Origin of the sequence: Pseudomonas petroselini, assembly GCF_045037875.1 — a bacterium.
GTDB classification, from domain to species: Bacteria; Pseudomonadota; Gammaproteobacteria; order Pseudomonadales; family Pseudomonadaceae; genus Aquipseudomonas; species Aquipseudomonas petroselini.
Window position 1 is genome coordinate 2551095 of the sequence record NZ_CP173614.1, and the last position, 18300, is coordinate 2569394.

21 protein-coding genes are annotated in these 18300 nt (G+C 59.0%); 10 read left to right on the forward strand and 11 right to left on the reverse strand.

What is annotated here, in order from left to right; genetic code table 11:
- Positions 1-22 precede the first annotated feature (22 nt).
- Together ACI512_RS11940 and ACI512_RS11945 are read right to left on the reverse strand one after the other, a co-directional pair.
- The gene (locus tag ACI512_RS11940; protein ID WP_012722858.1) at positions 23-745 is read right to left on the reverse strand and encodes a glycerophosphodiester phosphodiesterase; all 723 of its coding nucleotides are present in this window, start codon (positions 743-745) and stop codon (positions 23-25) included.
- A 46-nt stretch (positions 746-791) separates the two neighbouring features.
- A complete protein-coding gene (locus ACI512_RS11945; protein ID WP_012722859.1) occupies positions 792-1376 on the reverse strand; it encodes a PilZ domain-containing protein in 585 nt (194 codons plus the stop codon).
- A 94-nt stretch (positions 1377-1470) separates the two neighbouring features.
- Here ACI512_RS11945 and ACI512_RS11950 point away from each other — a divergent pair, with 94 nt between their 5' ends.
- From ACI512_RS11950 to ACI512_RS11960, 3 genes are all read left to right on the forward strand, one after another.
- Positions 1471-2721, forward strand: coding sequence for a lipoprotein-releasing ABC transporter permease subunit (locus ACI512_RS11950; RefSeq protein ID WP_012722860.1), 1251 nt, complete (start codon positions 1471-1473; stop codon positions 2719-2721).
- A gap of 7 nt (positions 2722-2728) precedes the next feature.
- Positions 2729-3412, forward strand: a complete 684-nt coding sequence (gene lolD, locus ACI512_RS11955) for a lipoprotein-releasing ABC transporter ATP-binding protein LolD (RefSeq protein WP_012722861.1) — start codon at positions 2729-2731, stop codon at positions 3410-3412.
- Between the two features lie 61 nt (positions 3413-3473).
- Positions 3474-4718, forward strand: a complete 1245-nt coding sequence (locus tag ACI512_RS11960) for a lipoprotein-releasing ABC transporter permease subunit (protein ID WP_236379705.1) — start codon at positions 3474-3476, stop codon at positions 4716-4718.
- 106 nt (positions 4719-4824) lie between these two features.
- Here the strand turns inward: ACI512_RS11960 and ACI512_RS11965 are convergent, their stop codons facing one another.
- Positions 4825-6171, reverse strand: coding sequence for a heavy metal sensor histidine kinase (locus ACI512_RS11965; protein WP_236379706.1), 1347 nt, complete (start codon positions 6169-6171; stop codon positions 4825-4827).
- Positions 6168-6848: a heavy metal response regulator transcription factor gene (locus ACI512_RS11970; RefSeq protein ID WP_012722864.1), complete on the reverse strand. Its 681-nt coding sequence runs from the start codon at positions 6846-6848 to the stop codon at positions 6168-6170. The genes ACI512_RS11965 and ACI512_RS11970 overlap by 4 nt, the downstream gene beginning before the upstream one ends.
- Before the next feature lie 154 nt (positions 6849-7002).
- Between ACI512_RS11970 and ACI512_RS11975 the strand changes: the two genes are divergently transcribed.
- Positions 7003-7515 carry a plastocyanin/azurin family copper-binding protein gene (locus tag ACI512_RS11975; RefSeq protein WP_236379707.1) on the forward strand — a complete coding sequence of 171 codons (513 nt, stop codon included), beginning with the start codon at positions 7003-7005 and terminating at the stop codon, positions 7513-7515.
- 69 nt (positions 7516-7584) lie between these two features.
- Positions 7585-8415: an NADPH-dependent 7-cyano-7-deazaguanine reductase QueF gene (queF, locus tag ACI512_RS11980; protein ID WP_236379708.1), complete on the forward strand. Its 831-nt coding sequence runs from the start codon at positions 7585-7587 to the stop codon at positions 8413-8415.
- Positions 8416-8477: 62 nt separating this feature from the next.
- Here the strand turns inward: queF and ACI512_RS11985 are convergent, their stop codons facing one another.
- A complete protein-coding gene (locus tag ACI512_RS11985; RefSeq protein WP_012722867.1) occupies positions 8478-8744 on the reverse strand; it encodes a DUF4404 family protein in 267 nt (88 codons plus the stop codon).
- 110 nt (positions 8745-8854) lie between these two features.
- A complete protein-coding gene (locus ACI512_RS11990) occupies positions 8855-9463 on the reverse strand; it encodes a hypothetical protein (protein ID WP_012722868.1) in 609 nt (202 codons plus the stop codon).
- A gap of 195 nt (positions 9464-9658) precedes the next feature.
- On the opposite strand from ACI512_RS11990, the gene ACI512_RS11995 reads away from it, so the two are divergent.
- Positions 9659-10348, forward strand: a complete 690-nt coding sequence (locus ACI512_RS11995) for a VacJ family lipoprotein (protein ID WP_012722869.1) — start codon at positions 9659-9661, stop codon at positions 10346-10348.
- Positions 10349-10410: 62 nt separating this feature from the next.
- On the opposite strand, the gene ACI512_RS12000 is transcribed toward ACI512_RS11995, so the two are convergent.
- Positions 10411-10707, reverse strand: a complete 297-nt coding sequence (locus tag ACI512_RS12000; RefSeq protein WP_012722870.1) for a PilZ domain-containing protein — start codon at positions 10705-10707, stop codon at positions 10411-10413.
- A 276-nt stretch (positions 10708-10983) separates the two neighbouring features.
- Here ACI512_RS12000 and rssB point away from each other — a divergent pair, with 276 nt between their 5' ends.
- Together rssB and rssC are read left to right on the forward strand one after the other, a co-directional pair.
- Positions 10984-12165 carry a two-component system response regulator RssB gene (gene rssB, locus ACI512_RS12005; protein WP_012722871.1) on the forward strand — a complete coding sequence of 394 codons (1182 nt, stop codon included), beginning with the start codon at positions 10984-10986 and terminating at the stop codon, positions 12163-12165.
- The gene (rssC, locus tag ACI512_RS12010; protein WP_003172602.1) at positions 12165-12647 is read left to right on the forward strand and encodes an anti-sigma factor antagonist RssC; all 483 of its coding nucleotides are present in this window, start codon (positions 12165-12167) and stop codon (positions 12645-12647) included. Before rssB ends, rssC begins: the two co-directional genes overlap by 1 nt.
- A gap of 202 nt (positions 12648-12849) precedes the next feature.
- Here the strand turns inward: rssC and tal are convergent, their stop codons facing one another.
- The 3 genes from tal to ACI512_RS12025 all read right to left on the reverse strand — a co-directional run bounded on the left by tal (position 12850) and on the right by ACI512_RS12025 (position 15744).
- The gene (gene tal / locus ACI512_RS12015; RefSeq protein ID WP_012722872.1) at positions 12850-13776 is read right to left on the reverse strand and encodes a transaldolase; all 927 of its coding nucleotides are present in this window, start codon (positions 13774-13776) and stop codon (positions 12850-12852) included.
- 254 nt (positions 13777-14030) lie between these two features.
- Complete coding sequence (dusA, locus tag ACI512_RS12020; protein WP_236379709.1) at positions 14031-15017, reverse strand: tRNA dihydrouridine(20/20a) synthase DusA; 987 nt, start codon at positions 15015-15017, stop codon at positions 14031-14033.
- 271 nt (positions 15018-15288) lie between these two features.
- Positions 15289-15744 carry a hypothetical protein gene (locus ACI512_RS12025; protein ID WP_231808302.1) on the reverse strand — a complete coding sequence of 152 codons (456 nt, stop codon included), beginning with the start codon at positions 15742-15744 and terminating at the stop codon, positions 15289-15291.
- Positions 15745-16485: 741 nt separating this feature from the next.
- On the opposite strand from ACI512_RS12025, the gene ACI512_RS12030 reads away from it, so the two are divergent.
- Positions 16486-16851 carry a DUF6124 family protein gene (locus tag ACI512_RS12030; RefSeq protein WP_236379710.1) on the forward strand — a complete coding sequence of 122 codons (366 nt, stop codon included), beginning with the start codon at positions 16486-16488 and terminating at the stop codon, positions 16849-16851.
- A gap of 145 nt (positions 16852-16996) precedes the next feature.
- Complete coding sequence (locus tag ACI512_RS12035) at positions 16997-17218, forward strand: hypothetical protein (RefSeq protein ID WP_046035094.1); 222 nt, start codon at positions 16997-16999, stop codon at positions 17216-17218.
- A 374-nt stretch (positions 17219-17592) separates the two neighbouring features.
- On the opposite strand, the gene ACI512_RS12040 is transcribed toward ACI512_RS12035, so the two are convergent.
- Positions 17593-18249, reverse strand: a complete 657-nt coding sequence (locus ACI512_RS12040; RefSeq protein ID WP_064052310.1) for a Wzz/FepE/Etk N-terminal domain-containing protein — start codon at positions 18247-18249, stop codon at positions 17593-17595.
- Positions 18250-18300: the final 51 nt, after the last annotated feature.

The following is an 18300-nucleotide window of genomic DNA, read 5'->3' on the forward strand; positions in this document are numbered from 1 at the left end:
GAGCCGGCCGGGGAGACCGATTTCAGTAATTCCCGAGAGTGGCAGTGGCCAAACCGGGAAAGTCTGTAATCAGGCTATCTACGCCGAAGTCGGCGAGCCTGCGCATCAGCGCGGGTTCGTTGACTGTCCACACGGACACGTGCAAGCCCTGGCGCTGGGCTTTTTCCAGGCGCTCGGGGGTGCACAATGTCCAGTTCAACGCCAGATACTCACAGCCATAGTTCTGCGCGACCTTCAACGGGTCGAGCCAGGCATATTCGGCGACCAGGCCGCGTGACAGGTCCGGGGTGAGTTCAACCGCCGCTTTCAGCACTTCCCGCGAGCTTGAGGTCACGGTGACCTTGTCCATCAGACCGAAACGTACGGCCATCTCACGGATCGCCAGCACGGTGGTGGCGGCGCGGGTGCGCGAAGCGCTTTTGACTTCCAGTTGCCAGTGATCGAAGTCGCACTGTTCGAACAGTTCTTCCAGGCGCGGGATCGGGCAGGGCTTGACCCAGCCCGGGCCGCCTTTGCGCGCGTCCATCTTCACCAAGTCTGCCGCCGAATACTCGACGACTTTGCCGCGCCGGTCGGCGGTGCGCTTGAGGGTCGGATCGTGGATGACCATCAGCTCGCCGTCCATGGACAGGTGCAAATCCAGTTCGCAGCGGCGTACACCGTGCTTGAGGCACTCCTGGAAGCTGGTCAGGGTGTTTTCCGGTGCTTCGCCTTTGGCACCGCGGTGGCCGTAGATCAGGGTCACAGTTGCTCCTTTACGCCAGGTCGTCCGGCGGGGTGAATTCGAGAGTTCAGGTGTCTTGGGCGTCGCTTTGTTCCCGCGCCAGGCGCCGTTCCTGGGCCTGTTTCTGCAAGATGTAGCGCGCCAGCAGTTGGCGCTGGGCGTCGGTCATGGCTTCGAATTCCGTGCCGACGTCAAAGCCTGTGCCTTTGGGATCGCAATGGGTGACCCGCGCGCGCAGCAGCAGGCCGAGTGCCTGGGGCATCAGCACCAGCTTGACCGCCAGGTGGGCGCCGGCCGGCAGGGGCGTGGGATGTTGGAAGTCGATGCCACCTTCGGAAATGATCACCGGCTGCGGAGCGCCGACCTCATCCAGTAAGCCGCGCGCCATGATCTGGCTGAGCAGATCGACACGTTTGTTCTGCACACGCAGGAAGGCCGCGAGGGTGCGATCCTTCTCGCTGAGCTGGCGTAGCAGGTGCTGGGCCTCGAATTCACTCAGGTGCAGCTCGCTGAGCAGATTGAAGAGCGGCGAATCATCCAGCAACACTTCCTTGCTCGCTGCTTCGGGGGCAGACAGGCTTTTGATTTGGAGTGCGATCATGTCGTCGATACGGTAGTATTCGCGGCGCTCTTCTTCATCTAATGTCGACATGGCGAACCCCAGGTAACGGTAATGGTCTGAGTGTAAAGCTGCTTACCAGACCCCGCCACCGGGACGTCTTCTTTTCCTCCGAACAAGCCCCGACATGTTCAGACCTCTCTTCGTATTTATCGGCACGCGTTATACCCGTGCAAAGCGCCGCAATCATTTTGTGTCGTTCATTTCCCTCACCTCGATGATCGGGCTCGCCTTGGGCGTGGTCGTGATGATCGTGGTGCTGTCGGTCATGAACGGCTTCGATCATGAGATGCGCACCCGCGTGCTGGGCATGGTGCCCCACGCGACCATCGAGGGCGATGCGCCCATCAGCGACTGGCAAAGCCTGGCGGCCAAGGTCAAGCAGAACCCCAAGGTGCTGGCGGTTGCGCCCTTCACCCAGATGCAGGGGTTGCTGACCAATGACGGCAAGGTGCAGAAGATCCTGCTCAATGCCATCGACCCGGCCCAGGAACGCAACGTCTCGATCATCGACAAGTTCATGTTGCAGGGCAAGCTCGACGACCTGGCGCCCGGCAGCTTCGGCATCGTGATCGGCGACAAGGCGGCGGCCAAGCTCGGCGTGGGCCTCGGCGACAAGCTGACCTTCGTCGCGCCGGAAGTCACCGTGACCCCGGCCGGCATGTTCCCGCGCATGAAGCGCTTTACCGTGGTCGGCACCTTCCACGTTGGCGCCGGCGAGATCGACGGCTACCTCGGCCTGACCAACCTCACTGACCTGGCGCGCCTGCATCGCTGGCAGCCGGACCAGGTGCAGGGCCTGCGCCTGAAGTTCAACGACCTGTTCGACGCACCGCGCGGCGCCTGGGAAATCGCCCAGCACCTGGGTGAAAACCAGTACTACGCCCGCGACTGGACCCGTACCCACGGTAACCTGTACCAGGCCATCCGCATGGAAAAAGCCATGATCGGCCTGCTGTTGCTGCTGATCGTCGCCGTGGCGGCCTTCAACATCATCTCCACGCTGGTGATGGTGGTGAACGACAAGAAGGGCGATATCGCCATCCTGCGTACCCTCGGCGCCACGCCGGGGCAGATCATGGCGATCTTCATGGTGCAGGGCACCGTGATCGGCGTGGTCGGCACCTTGATCGGTACGGCCGTCGGCATTCTGGCTGCGTTGAACGTGAGTGCCGCCATCGCCGGCCTCGAAACCCTGATAGGCCACAAGTTTCTCAACGCCGACGTGTACTTCATCGACTACTTGCCGTCCCAGGTTCAGGCCCAGGACGTGTTGATGGTGGGCGGCGCTGCGTTGGTCCTGAGTTTCCTTGCCACCCTGTATCCAGCCTGGCGCGCGGCACGTACCCAGCCAGCACAGGCCTTACGTTATGAGTGAATCGGGCATGAGTGAAAAAGCAATCCTGAGCTGCCGCAACCTGGGCAAATCCTACGAGGAAGGCCCGGAATCGGTAGTGGTGTTGTCCAACCTGCAACTTGAGCTGCACCCTGGCGAACGCGTGGCGATCGTCGGCAGTTCCGGTTCCGGCAAAAGCACCTTGCTGAACCTGCTGGGCGGCCTTGATACGCCGTCCCAGGGCAGCGTGTGGCTGGCCGGTGAAGAGCTGTCGGCCCTCGGTGAGAAGGCTCGTGGGCAACTGCGCAACCGTTCGTTGGGCTTTGTGTACCAGTTCCACCATTTGCTGCCGGAATTCACCGCCCTGGAAAACGTGTGCATGCCGCTGTTGATCGGCAAGACCGCGATCCCGCAAGCCCGCCAGCGTGCCCAGGCCCTGCTGGAGCGTGTCGGCCTCGGCCATCGCCTGGAGCACAAGCCGGCGGAGCTGTCCGGCGGCGAGCGTCAGCGTGTGGCGATTGCCCGTGCCCTGGTCAACAACCCAGGCCTGGTGATGCTCGATGAGCCCACCGGCAACCTCGACTCCCACACCGCCCAGGGCATCAAGGACTTGATGCTGGAACTGAGCACCCAGATGCGCACCGCGTTCCTGGTGGTGACCCATGACATGAGCATGGCCCGGCAGATGGACCGCGTGTTGCACCTGCAGGAAGGTCATCTGGTCGCCATCTGACCCGTTTCAAGCCCGGCGCCTTAAGCGCTGGGCTTTTTCATTTTTTCAACGGTGCCCGCGAATGTTCAGACCGTTATCGATTTTCATCGGCACGCGCTATACCCGCGCCAAGCGCCGCAACCGTTTTGTCTCGTTTATCTCGATGACCTCGATGATCGGCCTCGCCCTGGGCGTGCTGGCGATGATCGTAGTGCTGTCGGTGATGAACGGCTTCCAGCGCGAAATGAGCTCGCGCATCCTTGGCATGGTGCCCCACGCGACCATCGTCGGCGTGAACCCGATCAACGATTGGCAGCCCGTGGCCGCCGCCGCGATGAAGAACCCGGAAGTGACCGCGGCAGTGCCCTTCACGCAGATGGACGGCATGTTCTCCTACAAGGGCGCCATGCAGCCGATCGAGATCAGCGGCATCGACCCGGCACAGGAAGGCAAGGTGTCGATCGTCGCCCAGCATATCGTGCGCGGCAAACTGGATGACCTGAAGCCTGGCGAGTTCGGCGTGGTGGTCGGCGAAATCACCGCCCGGCGCTTCCGCCTCAATGTGGGCGACAAGTTGACCCTGATCGTGCCGGAAATCAGCACCGCGCCGGGGGGCATCACCCCGCGCATGCAGCGCTTGAACGTGGTGGGGATCTTCAAGGTCGGCGCCGAACTGGACGGCTCCATGGCCATGATCCACATGGCCGACGCCGCAGAGATCCAGCATTGGCAGCCGAACCAGGTGCAAAGCGTGCGCCTGGCGGTGAAAGACCTGTATGCGGCGCCCAAGGTCTCGGCGGACATCGCCGCCAGCCTGGGCGCCGCCTACAAGCCGGATGACTGGACCCACACCCAGGGCAGCCTGTTCAGCGCAATGAAAATGGAAAAGACCATGATCGGCTTGCTGTTGCTGATGATCGTCGCCGTGGCTGCGTTCAACATCATTGCCACGCTGATTATGGTGGTAAACGACAAGGGCGCGGACATCGCGATCCTGCGTACCATCGGCGCGACGCCGCGGCAGATCATGGCGATCTTCATGGTGCAGGGCTCCGTGATCGGTGTCGTCGGCACCTTGATCGGCGGCATCTTGGGTGTGATTGCGGCGCTGAATGTAAGTGAGCTGGTGGGCTGGCTGGAACGGGTGACCGGGCAGCATATCTTCAGTTCGGATGTGTATTTTGTCAGCAACCTGCCTTCGGAACTGCAAGGCGGGGATGTGCTGCTGATCTGCACGGCCGGGTTTGTGTTGAGCTTTTTGGCGACGATTTATCCGGCGTATCGGGCGGCGAAGATTGAGCCGGCGCATGCCTTGAGATATTCGTAAGATTCAAGACCGCTATCGGGGGCAAGCCCCCTCCCACAGTTTGAATATATTCACGCATCACAATGTGGGAGGGGGCTTGCCCCCGATAGGGCCGGTACCGCTTGCATCAATCTCCGCCGGGCAACTCAATCACAAACCGCGTCCACCCCGCCCCAGACTCACAATAAATCCTCCCTCCATGCGCCCGCACAATCGACTGGGTAATCGCCAACCCCAGCCCCGCATGCTCGCTGCTGCCTTCATGCCGCGCCGGGTCCGCCCGGTAGAACCGATCAAACAACCTCGGTAACAACTGTGCTGGAATGCCTTCCCCGGTGTTTTCAACCGTGAGCGTCACGCCGTCCACCATGCGCACCCGCACTTTGCCGCCCGCTGGAGTAAACCGCAGGGCGTTATCGAGCAGGTTCGACAGCGCCCGGCGCAACATACCGCGATCACCCATCGTGTGGGCTGTGCCTTCGCGCACCAGGCTGACGTGGGCGTCTTCGGCCAGCAACGCGAAAAACTCCAGCAACGCCTCCACTTCCTCTGCCAGCGCCAGAGGCTCGCGCTTAGGCACCAGCAATCCATGATCCGCCTTCGCCAGATACAACATGTCATTGACCAGCTGCGCCATCCATTGCAGCTCTTCCAGGTTGCTGTGCAGCGCCTCGCGGTAATCCTCCAGCGGCCGTGGCTGAGTGAGGATGACCTGGGTCTGGGTCAGCAGGTTCGATAACGGCGTGCGCAGTTCGTGGGCGATGTCGGCGGAGAACGCCGAGAGGCGCTGGAACGCATCGTCCAGGCGGCCGAGCATGGCGTTGAAGGTTTGAGCCAGTTCGGCCAGTTCCACCGGCATGTGCTGCTGGGGCAGGCGCTGCGTCAGGGAGTGGGCAGACACACTCGCGGCCACTTCCCCCATGCGTCGTAACGGGCGCAGGCCACTGCGGGCGGCCCATGCACCGAGCAGGGCGGTCGCCAGGGCTGACAGGCCGACGGTGAGCCAGATCAGATGCTGCATGCGTTGCAGGAAATGCTGGTGGTGAGTGATATCGAGCACCAGCGTCAACTGTGGCGAGTCGGGTTGGTTTGCCCGCAACGGTGTGTTGTAGACGCGGTAGTCGGTGCCGGCGTTTTGCAGGCTGTGCAGGCCGGGGCCGGTGGGCAGATTGACGCCGGGTGCACCGTCAAACCAGCGCTGGCCTTGGGCGGTGACGCGCAGCGCCAGCTCGGGTTGGCGATTGAGCTCGGCGCGCAGTTGGGCTTCACGTTGCGCGAACAATTCTGGCGAGTCGACACCCTGCAAGGTGCTGCGCAGCGCCACCAACTGGCTGTCGAGCTGTTGCTGGTCCAGCTCAATGAAGTGCGCCTCGCTGGCGCGGTTGAACAGCACGCCCGCGATCAGCGACACCACCGCCGTGCAGGCCGCGAACAGCAGCGCCAGGCGACTGGCCAGGGACAGGCGCTTGATCAATTGACGCGCTCCTCCAGCACATAACCCATGCCGCGCACGGTGTGGATCAATTTATTCGGGAAGTTATCGTCGACTTTCAGGCGCAGGCGGCGGATTGCCACTTCGATAATGTTGGTGTCGCTGTCGAAGTTCATGTCCCACACCTGGGAGGCGATCAGCGATTTGGGCAGCACTTCGCCCTGGCGGCGCAGCAGCAGTTCGAGCAGGGAAAACTCCTTGGCCGTCAGGTCGATGCGCTGGCCGTCCCGCTCGACGCGTCGGCGGATCAGGTCCAGGCGCAAATCGGCCAGTTGCAAGGCGGTTTCCTGCGGCGTGCTGCTGCCACGGCGCAACAGGCTGCGCACGCGCGCCAGCAGTTCGGAGAAGGCGAAGGGTTTGACCAAGTAGTCGTCGGCACCCAGTTCCAGGCCGTGCACGCGGTCTTCCACGGCGTCGCGGGCGGTCAGGAACAGTACCGGGATGTCCAGGCCTGCCGTGCGCACGGCCTGGAGGATCTGCCAGCCATCACGGCCCGGCAGCATCACATCGAGGATCAACAGGTCGTAGGCGCCGGTCAGTGCCAGGTGCTGACCGCTGGTACCGTCGGCCACCAGTTCGGTGGTAAACCCCGCCTCCGTCAGGCCCTGGCGCAGGTACTGGCCGGTTTTGGGTTGGTCTTCGACGATCAGCAGTTTCATGGGCGGCTCTTGGCAACGGGTGACGACGGCTTTATACCCTGGGTGCCAGGGCAGGGGGGTAACCTGACAAAGTTGTAATCTAGCAGTCAGTTGGCTGGCAGCGGCGCACGCTTAGAGTGTGCCCCAGATGAGTCAGATATTTTGGAGAAGAATGATGGCATTGCGTAAACCCCTGTTGTTGGCGACGTGCCTGCTGGCGTTGAGTGTTGAGGCGATGGCTGATGCCGCCCACACCTATGCGTTCGGCGAGGCTGCGCCCGCGAGCAAGGCCACGCGTACCGTGGAAGTGACGCTGCAGGACATTTCCTTTTCGCCCAAGTCCATTGACGTGAAAGCCGGTGAGACGGTGCGTTTTGTACTGGTCAACAAGGGCCAGTTGCTGCACGAATTCAACCTGGGCGATGCGGCAATGCATGCCGAGCATCAGAAGGAAATGTTGCAGATGCAGGCCAGTGGCATGCTCACTTCCACGGGCATGGGCAAGATGGATCATAGCGCCATGGGCCATGGTGATATGAAACACGACGATCCCAATAGCGTATTGGTCGAGCCCGGCAAAACTGCCGAGCTGACCTGGACCTTCACCAAGGCCACGGGCCTGGAGTTTGCCTGCAACCTGCCGGGGCATTACCAGGCGGGCATGGTCGGGAAGCTCAACGTCGATTGATCCGCTGGCGCTTAGGCGCGGAGGCAAAGGCTGGTAGACTGGCGCGGTTTATTTAGCCAGGTTTCCGCCATGCATCCCGCAGCCGAACATTCGCCGCTGGGCAAGTCCAGTGAATACATCTCCACCTACACACCTTCGTTGTTGTTCCCGATCCCGCGTGCGGCCAAATGGGCCGAACTGGGCCTGAGCGCCGAGACCCTGCCTTACAAGGGCGTGGATTTCTGGAACTGCTTCGAACTGTCCTGGCTGCTGCCGTCGGGCAAGCCGGTGGTGGCCATCGGTGAATTCAGCATCCCGGCCGACTCGCCGAACATCATCGAGTCCAAGTCGTTCAAGCTGTACCTCAACTCGCTCAACCAGACCGCGTTTGCCGATACGGCAAGCCTGGAAGCCACCCTGCGCACCGACCTCAGCGCCGCTGCCGGCAAGCCTGTGACCGTGCGTATTCGCACCTTGGCTGAAAGTGAAGCTGAAGGCGTAATGGCGTTGCCCGGTGTGTGCATCGATGATTTGGATATCAGTGTCAGCAACTACGAGCAACCACGCCCGGAACTGCTGCGTTGCGATGATGCGCGCGTTGTCGAGGAGAGCGTGCACAGCCACCTGCTCAAATCCAACTGCCCGGTGACCAGCCAGCCTGACTGGGGCAGCGTCGTGGTGGAATACCGTGGTCACGCGCTGGATCACGCCAGCCTGCTGGAATACATCGTGAGCTTTCGCCAGCACTCGGACTTCCATGAACAGTGCGTGGAGCGCATCTTCCTGGACTTGCAGCGCTTGCTGAAGCCGGAGAAGTTGACGGTGTATGCGCGGTATGTGCGGCGGGGTGGGCTGGATATCAACCCGTATCGCAGTACTGAGGATGTCGCGTTCCAGAACGTGCGCCTGGCTCGCCAGTAAACAAGTGTGGGAGTGGGCTTGCCCCCTCCCACATTGGGATCTGCGCTGGGCTGGCGCGCAGATTAAATCCCCATGCTGCCCAGCGTGTTCATGATATTGCGCAATGTCCCGGAAATCACCGGGTGCTCGGCGTCGAACTCTATGGCTGCTTGATTCACATCATCGGAAATACTGGGTGTCTGAGTCGCCGGTTCAAGTTCAAGTTGTAACTCAAACTTGGCAATCAAAGCCTCCAATGCTTCACGCTTCTCTTCCGACAGCGGCGGATCCTGTTCCAATTGCCCGCGCAGGATCTCGACCTGTTCTTCCAGTTTTTTGCGATCAGGCATGACATGTTTCCTTTTATCGATAGTCACTGGCATAGACCGCGGCACGCCGAGAAAGGTCTACGGGCTGACCTGTAGATTAATCCACTGGCGTCGACTGTGCATGATCCGTGTCAGGGCTTCTCGCCTTTGTGCTGGCGCAGCCTGATGTCGGCCAGGCAGGTGCCGAGTTCGCCCAGGTGATCGATCACCGAGTGCACGCCCAGCCCGTACAGCGCGAGGGTGGCCTTGCCGCGCTTGAGCTCGCGTTCCGGTTCGCTCAATGCCAGCCATTGCTCGGGCGCCATCCCGCACAATGAGCCGCAGGAGGCCAGGCCGATGGTCCACAACCCGGCATTGAGCCCTGATTGCAGCAGGCGCGGTTCGCCGCTGACCAACACGCAGCCTTCCAGGCGCTCGATATTCAGCTCCATCAAGGCTTGCCAGCAGGCATGGGGCGCGGGCCAGCGAATGGCGGAGGGCGATGCCGCCTTGACCCAATCGGGCAGCGTGGCGGCCAGGGGCGTAGTGACGGCAGGGGGGAGTTCATCCAGCCAGGCGCAGGGAACACCCTGTTCCTTGAGGCTGCGCAGGATTTTCAGCGCACCCGGTGTGGCTTGGGAGTCGGGGGAGGGTGAGTCGGTGCGCGCCCGGGAACCGAAATCCACCAGGCAGCCACTCAGGCCAAACAGAACGGCAGTCAAGGCGGGGGCGCTGGCGATGGCAATTTCGGGTTGAGGCATGTCGACATCCCTGAAATAGCGCTAACGCTATCGAGGCAGGATGACAAGTCGATGACAGGATTGTTAATTGTAGGAATTTTGTCCATTTAATGTCAGGCGCTTCCTTGTTGCTGCCTAAATGGCGACTTCCGTCATATACTGACGGCCTTATTCAGGGCATAGCGCCCATGACAGACCATTCAAGGAGCAAAAGCTATGCGCTGGAGCCATTATTTCGCTCAGCTGTCGGTGTGTGCCACTGTACTGCTGGCGCCGTTTGCCGCACACGCAGCGTCGGAAGACGATCCGTGGGAAAGCATCAACCGCCCGATCTTCACCTTCAACGACACCGTTGATACCTACGCCCTGAAGCCGTTGGCCCAAGGCTATGAGTGGATTACCCCGCAGTTTGTCGAAGACGGTATCCACAACTTCTTCCGCAACATCGGCGATGTGGGCAACCTGGCCAACAACGTGCTGCAACTCAAACCGCATAACGCCGGTGTCGACACCGCCCGTTTGCTGGTCAACACCACGTTCGGCGTGCTGGGCTTTATCGATGTCGGCACCAAAATGGGGCTGCAACGCAGCGATGAAGACTTCGGCCAGACCCTCGGTTATTGGGGCGTGGGCAGTGGTCCTTACGTGATGATCCCGCTGCTGGGCCCAAGCACACTGCGTGATGCGCCGTCCAAGTACGTGGACAGCTACACCCAACCGTACCGCTATATGAACGATATCGGCTGGCGCAACAGCACCATGGGCCTGAACATTGTCGACACCCGTGCCAGCCTGCTCGACAGTGAGAAGCTGATCACCGGCGATAAGTACACCTTTATCCGCAACGCCTACCTGCAGAACCGCGAGTTCAAGGTCAAGGATGGCAAGGTGGTTGACGATTTTTAAGCTGTGATGTTTTGAAATGAAAAAAAGGCGACCCTGGGGGTCGCCTTTTTTGTGCGCGGGTTTCAGCGCATTTTCAAGATCTTAAGCCCCAGCTGTTGCTCTTCGCCTGCCGTCTTGGTCCATACCACTTCGGTATCCGCCTCCAGGCCGGCAAGGGCGGCATGCTCCGAATCGATGCGTACGGTCAATTCATCTCCCACGTTGAACTGGCGGGGGGCCTGCACCTGCATCCCGGAGCTGGAAAGGTCCACGCATACCCCGGCAATCTCTTGGCCGGCATGGATCAAAGCCACATCGGCATCCACACGCATGCGGATGAAATCGCGTTTTTCGGCATAGTCGCGCTCGTGTTCGCTCATAGGTTCCATCCTTACTTTGTGTTGTGGTCGTGCCTGTTCTTATAACTCCCGGTGATTTGCGATGTAAAGACGCCCGGCGACCATCGGCATGAGCTTGAAACCCCTCACGGATGGGAGTACCGTCTGCGCCTTAGAAGGGCACCTCTGCTTTACCTTTGTGCATGGGCGAAATCCCAACGCTTTGTAGGACAGAGAGGCTAGAAAGCGAATCCAGTACGTGAGTCCGGCCATTGCCGAGCCGCCTACGCCAACCTAATTCTGGCGCCGTTTGCCCACATGCAAAAAACCAGTGCCACGCTGCTGATAATCGATGACGACGAAGTAGTGCGCGCGAGCCTCGCGGCCTATTTGGAAGACAGTGGCTTCAGCGTCCTGCAGGCCAGTAATGGCCAACAGGGTCTTCAGGTATTCGAGCGCGACCAGCCCGACCTCGTGATCTGCGACCTGCGCATGCCCCAGATGGGCGGCCTCGAGCTGATTCGCCAGGTGACCGAGCGCGCGCCGCAGACCCCGGTGATTGTCGTGTCCGGCGCGGGCGTGATGAACGATGCCGTCGAGGCCCTGCGCCTGGGCGCTGCCGATTACCTGATCAAGCCCCTGGAAGACCTGGCGGTGCTGGAGCACTCGGTGCGCCGTGCCCTGGACCGTGCCCGCCTGCTAGTGGAGAACCAGCGCTATCGCGAGAAGCTCGAAACCGCCAACCGCGAACTCGAAGCCAGCCTCAACCTGCTCCAGGAAGACCAGAACGCCGGTCGCCAGGTGCAAATGAACATGCTGCCAGTCAGCCCCTGGACCATCGACGAATTTCAGTTTGCGCACCAGATCATCCCGTCGCTGTACCTCTCGGGTGATTTTGTCGACTACTTCCGCGTTGACGAACGGCGTGTCGCGTTCTACCTGGCCGATGTATCCGGCCATGGTGCTTCCTCTGCTTTTGTCACCGTGTTGTTGAAGTTCATGACCACACGGTTGCTGTTCGAATCCAAACGCAATGGCACCTTGCCGGAGTTCACTCCCTCCCAGGTGCTGGGCCACATCAACCGGGGCCTGATCAGCTGCAAGCTGGGCAAGCACGTGACGATGGTCGGCGGCGTGATTGATGAAGAAACTGGTCTTTTGACCTACAGCATCGGCGGTCACCTGCCGATGCCGGTTTTGTACACTCCTGACAGTGTGCGTTACCTGGAAGGGCGTGGTTTGCCGGTGGGCTTGTTCAATGAAGCCACCTATGAAGACCACATTCTGGAGTTACCGCCGACGTTCAGCCTTACGCTGATGTCCGACGGTATCCTGGACCTTCTTCCAGAGCCTACACTCAAAGAGAAAGAAGCCGCCTTGCCCCAAAAGGTCAAGTCGGCGGGCGGCAGCCTGGATGGCCTGCGGCAGGTTTTTGGATTGGCCACGCTAGGGGAGATGCCGGATGATATCGCCCTATTGGTGTTGAGCAGGAATCTTTGATGAGTACCGGAAGAATCCAATTCGCCGAGCAAGACGGGACCTTTGTCCTGAAATTTGTCGGTGAAGTGCGCCTGACCTTGTGTTCGGCGCTGGATGCGACGATTGAGCGGATCTTCACAGCGCTGAACTTCTCGGCGATCGTGATCGATCTGACCGAAACCCGCAGCATCGATAGCACCACCCTGGGTCTCTTGGCCAAGTTGTCCATTCTGTCTCGGCAGAAGGTTGGCCTGTTGCCGACGGTCGTCACCACCCACGAAGACATCACCCGTCTGCTGCAGTCCATGGGCTTCGACCAAGTGTTCAACATCGTTGACCGCCCGATCCCCTGCCCGGAATGCCTGACCGACCTGCCGTCCCAGGACCAGTCCGAGGAGGTGGTGCGGGTCAAGGTGCTGGAAGCGCACAAGATCCTGATGGGCTTGAACGAGTCCAACCGTGAAGCCTTCCACGACCTAGTGAACGCGCTGGAACGCCACTGATCCAAGTCCTGGAACACGGTCAACTGTGGGAGGGGGCTTGCCCCCCGATAGCGGAGTGACAGTCAGTAAATTCATAACTGACCCACCGCCATCGGGAGCAAGCCCCCTCCCACCTTTGAACGCTGCTTGGCTTGATAGCGGCAAAAGGCAAAAAAAAGGGCGGTACCCGCGAAGGTACCGCCCTTTTTGCCGCCTGCGCTTTTTACAGCTTGGCCGACAACAGCGCTTCCAGCTTCTCCTGGTCCCGAGCAAACTGACGAATTCCCTCCGCCAGCTTCTCAGTCGCCATCGCATCCTCGTTGGACTCCCAACGGAACTGCGCTTCAGTCAGATGCACCCGCGCTTCACCGGCATGGCCTGGCGACAACTTACGCTCCAGCTTGCCTTCATCCGCCGCCAGCTTCTCCAGCAGATCCGGGCTGATGGTCAGGCGATCACAGCCAGCCAACTCTTCGATCTGGCTGAGGTTGCGGAAGCTCGCACCCATCACCACGGTCTTGTAGCCGTTGGCCTTGTAGTAGTTGTAGATGCGCGTCACCGACTGCACACCCGGGTCTTCAGCACCGGTGTAGTCGTTGCCGTTGGCCTTTTTGTACCAATCGTAGATACGGCCCACGAAAGGTGAGATCAGGAACACGCCAGCCTCAGCACAGGCTACCGCCTGGGCGAAGGAGAACAGCAGCGTCAGGTTGGTCTGGATACCTTCTTTTTCCAGCTGCTCGGCGGCGCGGATGCCTTCCCAGGTGGAGGCGATCTTGATCAGCACACGGTCGCGGCCAACGCCGGCTTTGTCGTACAGGTCGATCAGACGGTGCGCACGCTTGAGTACGGCGTCAGTGTCGAACGACAGGCGGGCATCCACCTCGGTGGAAATACGGCCCGGCACCACTTTGAGAATCTCTTGACCCACCGCCACCGCAAAACGGTCGCTGGCCAGGCCTACATCACCATTGCAGTCCTGTACGCACTCATCGAGCAGCTTGGCATAGCCTGGGATCGAAGCAGCCTTGAGCAGCAGGGAAGGGTTGGTGGTGGCGTCTTGCGGCTTGAGCTTGGCGAGGGTAGAAAAATCGCCGGTATCGGCTACGACGGTGGTGAATTGCTTGAGTTGTTCCAGCTTGGAAGTCATGGGCGTGCTCTGTCCTGTGGGTCTGATGACATTACCCGAGCGCCGACAGGCGCTCAAGGGCGCAAATGCGTTCGATCGTTTGCGAGGGCAACAACCTGAAAACAGCCGTTTGAATGACCGGCCGTGCTGCAAGATAGGAGGGCAAAACGGTCGGCAGGTTCAACCCAATTACCGCATGACCACCACAACCCAAATGTGGGAGGGGGCTTGCCCCCGATAGCGGCAGGCCAGTCACCCCGCACCTGAAAGGACGCTCACCGCCCTTCCAGCAAAGCCCCGGCCTGATCCAGCAACGCCAATGGATCCGCCGCCTTATGAATATCCACCGACAACAACTGCCTGAACTTGCGCGCCCCCGGAAAACCAGTGCCCAACCCCAGAATATGCCGAGTGATGTGGTGCATCGAGCCACCGGTCGCCAAATGCTCAGCAATATAAGGCCGCAACTGCACCAACGCCTCAGCCCGACTGATCACCGGGGCCTCACTGCCAAACAACTGCTGATCCACCTCCGCCAACACATACGGATTGTGATAAGCCTCGCGCCCCAGCATCACCCCATCAAATGTCTGCAGATGCTCATGGCACTGCTCCAGCGTCTTGATCCCGCCGTTGAGCACAATCTCCAACTCAGGAAAGTCCTGCTTCAACTGCGCCGCCACGTCGTAGCGCAAAGGAGGAATGTCACGGTTCTCCTTCGGTGACAGCCCTTCCAGGATCGCAATCCGCGCATGCACGGTAAAACTGGTGCAACCAGCGTCCTTCACCGTCCCGACGAAATCACACAACTGGGCATAACTGTCCCGCCCGTTGATCCCGATACGGTGCTTCACCGTCACCGGAATCGACACCGCATCACGCATCGCCTTCACACACTCCGCCACCAACGCCGGATGCGCCATCAAGATCGCGCCGATCATATTGTTCTGCACCCGATCACTGGGGCAGCCGACGTTCAGGTTTACTTCGTCGTAGCCTGCGGCTTCGGCCATACGTGCGCAGGCGGCCAGGTCGGCGGGCACGCTACCCCCCAATTGCAGTGCAAGCGGGTGCTCGGCTTCGTTGTGGCGCAGGAAACGGTCGTGATCGCCGTGGAGGATCGCGCCGGTGGTGACCATCTCGGTGTAGAGCAGCGCGTGCTTGGAGAGCAGGCGCAGGAAGAACCGGCAGTGGCGGTCGGTCCAGTCCATCATCGGGGCGACGGAGAAGCGGCGGGAGAGTGGGGCGGTTTGTAGGGGCATGGGAATCTGAGTTAGCGAGGTGAATGGGGCGCAGTTTATCAGGGATGGGTATTGGGTGTCGGAGAGGTAATTTCCACGTCAAGACTCCCTGTCGTTTGGAAAACGCCGCAGATCTCAAAGTGATCAATACATCGTATATCGTGGTCTGACCCCCATATTGGCTTAGAGACCATATGGTGCCTCAAAACCTGGTCGAGTGCCCCCATGGCCGAATAGTTCTAAAAATGTGTTTTCACACAGCTTGGACCCAAATCCTACATAACTCCGTGCATTATCGTTTTTCCACAACAACCACATAATCGGAGAAGTCGACATCACCCACCCCGTCGCTACATTCCAACGTCATTGTGCCATCGGTCCCGTGGACGTGAATGCCAGCATTGCCAACCCATGCATTCATGCCAAAAGCGCTCTTCCAGACGTTCCAGATTTTTAGAACGTTTTCACCTTTAGAAAACACTTCTATCTCCAAAGCATCGGGACTGGTATCAGACCACAAAACTATTTCGGGACAGCCGTTGCCAGAGCCTTCGACGACGATTTGCCCGCCCATCATCTTTAATGCCAATCCTTGCACTCGACCGTTCGTAGCGCCCAATCGACGAACTGAAAAGACGGTTCTGGGCTCTGTGATCTTGATCTCCATGATCGCAACGACAGTTTTTCCATTGAAACTTATGGGCTTCCCTTTGGTGCGCATAAATGTCGAGGAGAGTGTTTCTTCCATTTTTAGATCCCCGGAATCTCTCAGGTAACTTGCCTCAGTTTGGCCTAGCGAGGTTAGCATCCCTATACCTTAAGGGATTATGAATGGCTGCTTCTGGCCGATTGTGTTGAAAAAGTCGGTTTTCATAAAACACTCGAATATTGATGGATGAAAACACCCCTGTTGCCCGCTGCTACGTGAAATCCGAGCACTGAACCTTCAGCCAAAAATTCAGATTTCAATCTCAGGTGCGTACTTTTCTGGCGTGGAATTCGAAGCCGACTTTTTCAACAGAATCGGCCGATTGCCGCCTGTCGTGAGGAGCATGGCGTCACTGCTTGGAAGTAGTGTTGTTACGAAAGTGGTACGCAGCTTTCAGGCCGGCTCTGTAGAGCAAGGAATACGTGGCCTACAGGATTAGTAATTCCAATCCATCATCGGCGCGACGTAGCAGCGGTAGGCAAGAGTTCTCTAAGAAATTTCCCACACTTTTCTCGGCTTGCCCATCAGACCACCCATAGCTAACCTCCTCCAGCCGCTGCCAAGCCAGCGGCCGGATGTGGAAGTCCGTACCAAGCTAAGACGCAATCGTCACAAACACCTATCGGCGTTTTTTTACGCCTGTATCATGTGTTTTGGCGGCTGTGCGCGGGGCACTTCGGTGCGCCGGGTCCTTAGCCCTGGTCTTCCACACCCGCGTACGGCTGCCACCCTCATGTGGAAGTGAGTTTGGCAGTTCCTGAATAGTTAAGGAGCTTCGCCATGTACAAGGTCACGCCAAATCCGCCTTATGCTTTAAACGCTGCATTCTCCGACGCCAAGCTTCAAGCTGCAGCTCAGCGAGCAATTCACCAGTACCTACCTCAGTCTGAAGATGCTGTACCCGCCGAGCAGCCAAGCAACAACCTGTTCTCAGTCAACCCCAACATCGACCCCGAAACCCTCCTCGCCAACGCCGCCGAAAACCTAGCCTCCGCCAACCAAATGGCCGCCACCTTGGCGTTCGACCTCGAAGACCCGCACCGCGCCATCGTCCTGGGCATCCAGCAGCTAATCGACCTAAGCGCTCTGCTCATCGACCGAGCCCAGGAGCAAGTTGCGCCTGCCGCCATCCTGGCCACGGCCTGACATTCAACCCCGCCGCCTTACCCAAGGCGGCAACCTGAACCCATCCTGTCACCCAGCAAAGTTTCATCATTCGCGGCGCTTTTGAGGTCTACGATCCTCTTCAAGAGAGGACGCCCGCGCCTCCAGTCCACAGGGAACTGAAAACATGATCTCAAACCTCGCCAAAGCCATGATGATCGCCGGCACATTGCTCTTGGGCGCTTGCTCGTCGAGTTCGTCGAACGTGAACAGCGACCCGTGCTTTTCGGGCGGATGCCAGGCGTTTGGTGACCATAGCCCCAGCAAAGCCGCCAAGATGAATTTTGGCGGCAGTGGGCTTGGCAGTAGTTATGGTGAGTATGGTTCGGGGTTACTGCACGACGATTGAGGTCGCACTGGGGTTGCTGCGCAGCCCAGCGGGAGCAAGCTCCCTCGCCACAGGGGGCTGGGTTAAGTGGTGACGACAGTGCCTTTAAGAAAAATCTCGCGTCGGGCACGGGGTTGGCGGATTTTTCCTTCAGTCGAGGAGTGGATGCTGGTGCTCCCTAGCTCGGGAGAGGGACGTGTGTTGCTTTCAGCAAAAATCACCGTGAAAAAAGCCAGACACGGTGCAATAATGGCGCTAGGCCATTATTTTACTTTCTTAAAGTACCCTTGATGAAAACAACATTTTCCGCGAAATTGTTTATTGTTGTTATTGTTTCCGTGCTGGTCTGCATTGTTTGTTTCCTGACTGAAGAACTCCTATAGCGTCGCGGGTGCTCAGTTCGACTGTTTGTATTGTCGAATGAAGAACCTGCCGAGTACAAAAATACTGCCGAGCACCAACCCTAAAAAGGCGCCTAGAAAAGCGAATTTTTTGGTGGTTTTTTGGGTGGAGGTTTGTATTTCATCAAGGGTGTTAAATGCTTTTAACGTATTCCCTGCAGCCAATGCCGGTAAGTTAAGCGCAATAGCTTCGGTATTGGCTGTCTCCATTGCGGATTTCAGCTGGGCAGACGCCAATGCTGCCGTCGTCGCGGTGGTCGAGGCTACATAAATTATTGGCTCATTCCCGCCCGATTTAGGAGGGGCGTCTTTGAGGGCAACGGATTTAGCGGCCATGATGCCCATGGCGGAATAGAAAATATCATTCTGTATGGTGCTGTACAGCTTGGTTTCCAATGACAGTGGGCTCGCCTTGGCGGGCGCGTCCTTTTCATTGATTTCTTTATATAAGCTGTAGAGGGATGGCTTAGTGATGTAAGTGCTGGCAGTCCATTGTTCAGGCGAGGTCGCAGAGAGCGTCAATGCGGCAACCGCGCCCACCACGGTGGTTGCAATAATCGTTATCTTGCTATTCCACAGTGTCTGAATAAGCGGAATCAAATCTATTTCATCATCATGGGGACGGGCGTTTGAATTCGTTGGACTGCTCACGAAAAATTCCTTTATTTGCGTTCCCAAATTGTAGAGAAAAAAACACAATGC

Bases quoted from the DNA above. Each gene is read 5' to 3' on its own strand.
- ACI512_RS11945 (WP_012722859.1), bottom strand. From the start codon at position 1,376: ATGTCGACATTAGATGAAGAAGAGCGCCGCGAATACTACCGTATCGAC.
- ACI512_RS11950 (WP_012722860.1), top strand. From the start codon at position 1,471: ATGTTCAGACCTCTCTTCGTATTTATCGGCACGCGTTATACCCGTGCA.
- lolD (WP_012722861.1), top strand. From the start codon at position 2,729: ATGAGTGAAAAAGCAATCCTGAGCTGCCGCAACCTGGGCAAATCCTAC.
- ACI512_RS11960 (WP_236379705.1), top strand. From the start codon at position 3,474: ATGTTCAGACCGTTATCGATTTTCATCGGCACGCGCTATACCCGCGCC.
- ACI512_RS11970 (WP_012722864.1), bottom strand. From the start codon at position 6,848: ATGAAACTGCTGATCGTCGAAGACCAACCCAAAACCGGCCAGTACCTG.
- ACI512_RS11975 (WP_236379707.1), top strand. From the start codon at position 7,003: ATGGCATTGCGTAAACCCCTGTTGTTGGCGACGTGCCTGCTGGCGTTG.
- queF (WP_236379708.1), top strand. From the start codon at position 7,585: ATGCATCCCGCAGCCGAACATTCGCCGCTGGGCAAGTCCAGTGAATAC.
- ACI512_RS11985 (WP_012722867.1), bottom strand. From the start codon at position 8,744: ATGCCTGATCGCAAAAAACTGGAAGAACAGGTCGAGATCCTGCGCGGG.
- ACI512_RS11990 (WP_012722868.1), bottom strand. From the start codon at position 9,463: ATGCCTCAACCCGAAATTGCCATCGCCAGCGCCCCCGCCTTGACTGCC.
- ACI512_RS11995 (WP_012722869.1), top strand. From the start codon at position 9,659: ATGCGCTGGAGCCATTATTTCGCTCAGCTGTCGGTGTGTGCCACTGTA.
- ACI512_RS12000 (WP_012722870.1), bottom strand. From the start codon at position 10,707: ATGAGCGAACACGAGCGCGACTATGCCGAAAAACGCGATTTCATCCGC.
- rssB (WP_012722871.1), top strand. From the start codon at position 10,984: ATGCAAAAAACCAGTGCCACGCTGCTGATAATCGATGACGACGAAGTA.
- rssC (WP_003172602.1), top strand. From the start codon at position 12,165: ATGAGTACCGGAAGAATCCAATTCGCCGAGCAAGACGGGACCTTTGTC.
- tal (WP_012722872.1), bottom strand. From the start codon at position 13,776: ATGACTTCCAAGCTGGAACAACTCAAGCAATTCACCACCGTCGTAGCC.
- dusA (WP_236379709.1), bottom strand. From the start codon at position 15,017: ATGCCCCTACAAACCGCCCCACTCTCCCGCCGCTTCTCCGTCGCCCCG.
- ACI512_RS12025 (WP_231808302.1), bottom strand. From the start codon at position 15,744: ATGGAAGAAACACTCTCCTCGACATTTATGCGCACCAAAGGGAAGCCC.
- ACI512_RS12030 (WP_236379710.1), top strand. From the start codon at position 16,486: ATGTACAAGGTCACGCCAAATCCGCCTTATGCTTTAAACGCTGCATTC.
- ACI512_RS12035 (WP_046035094.1), top strand. From the start codon at position 16,997: ATGATCTCAAACCTCGCCAAAGCCATGATGATCGCCGGCACATTGCTC.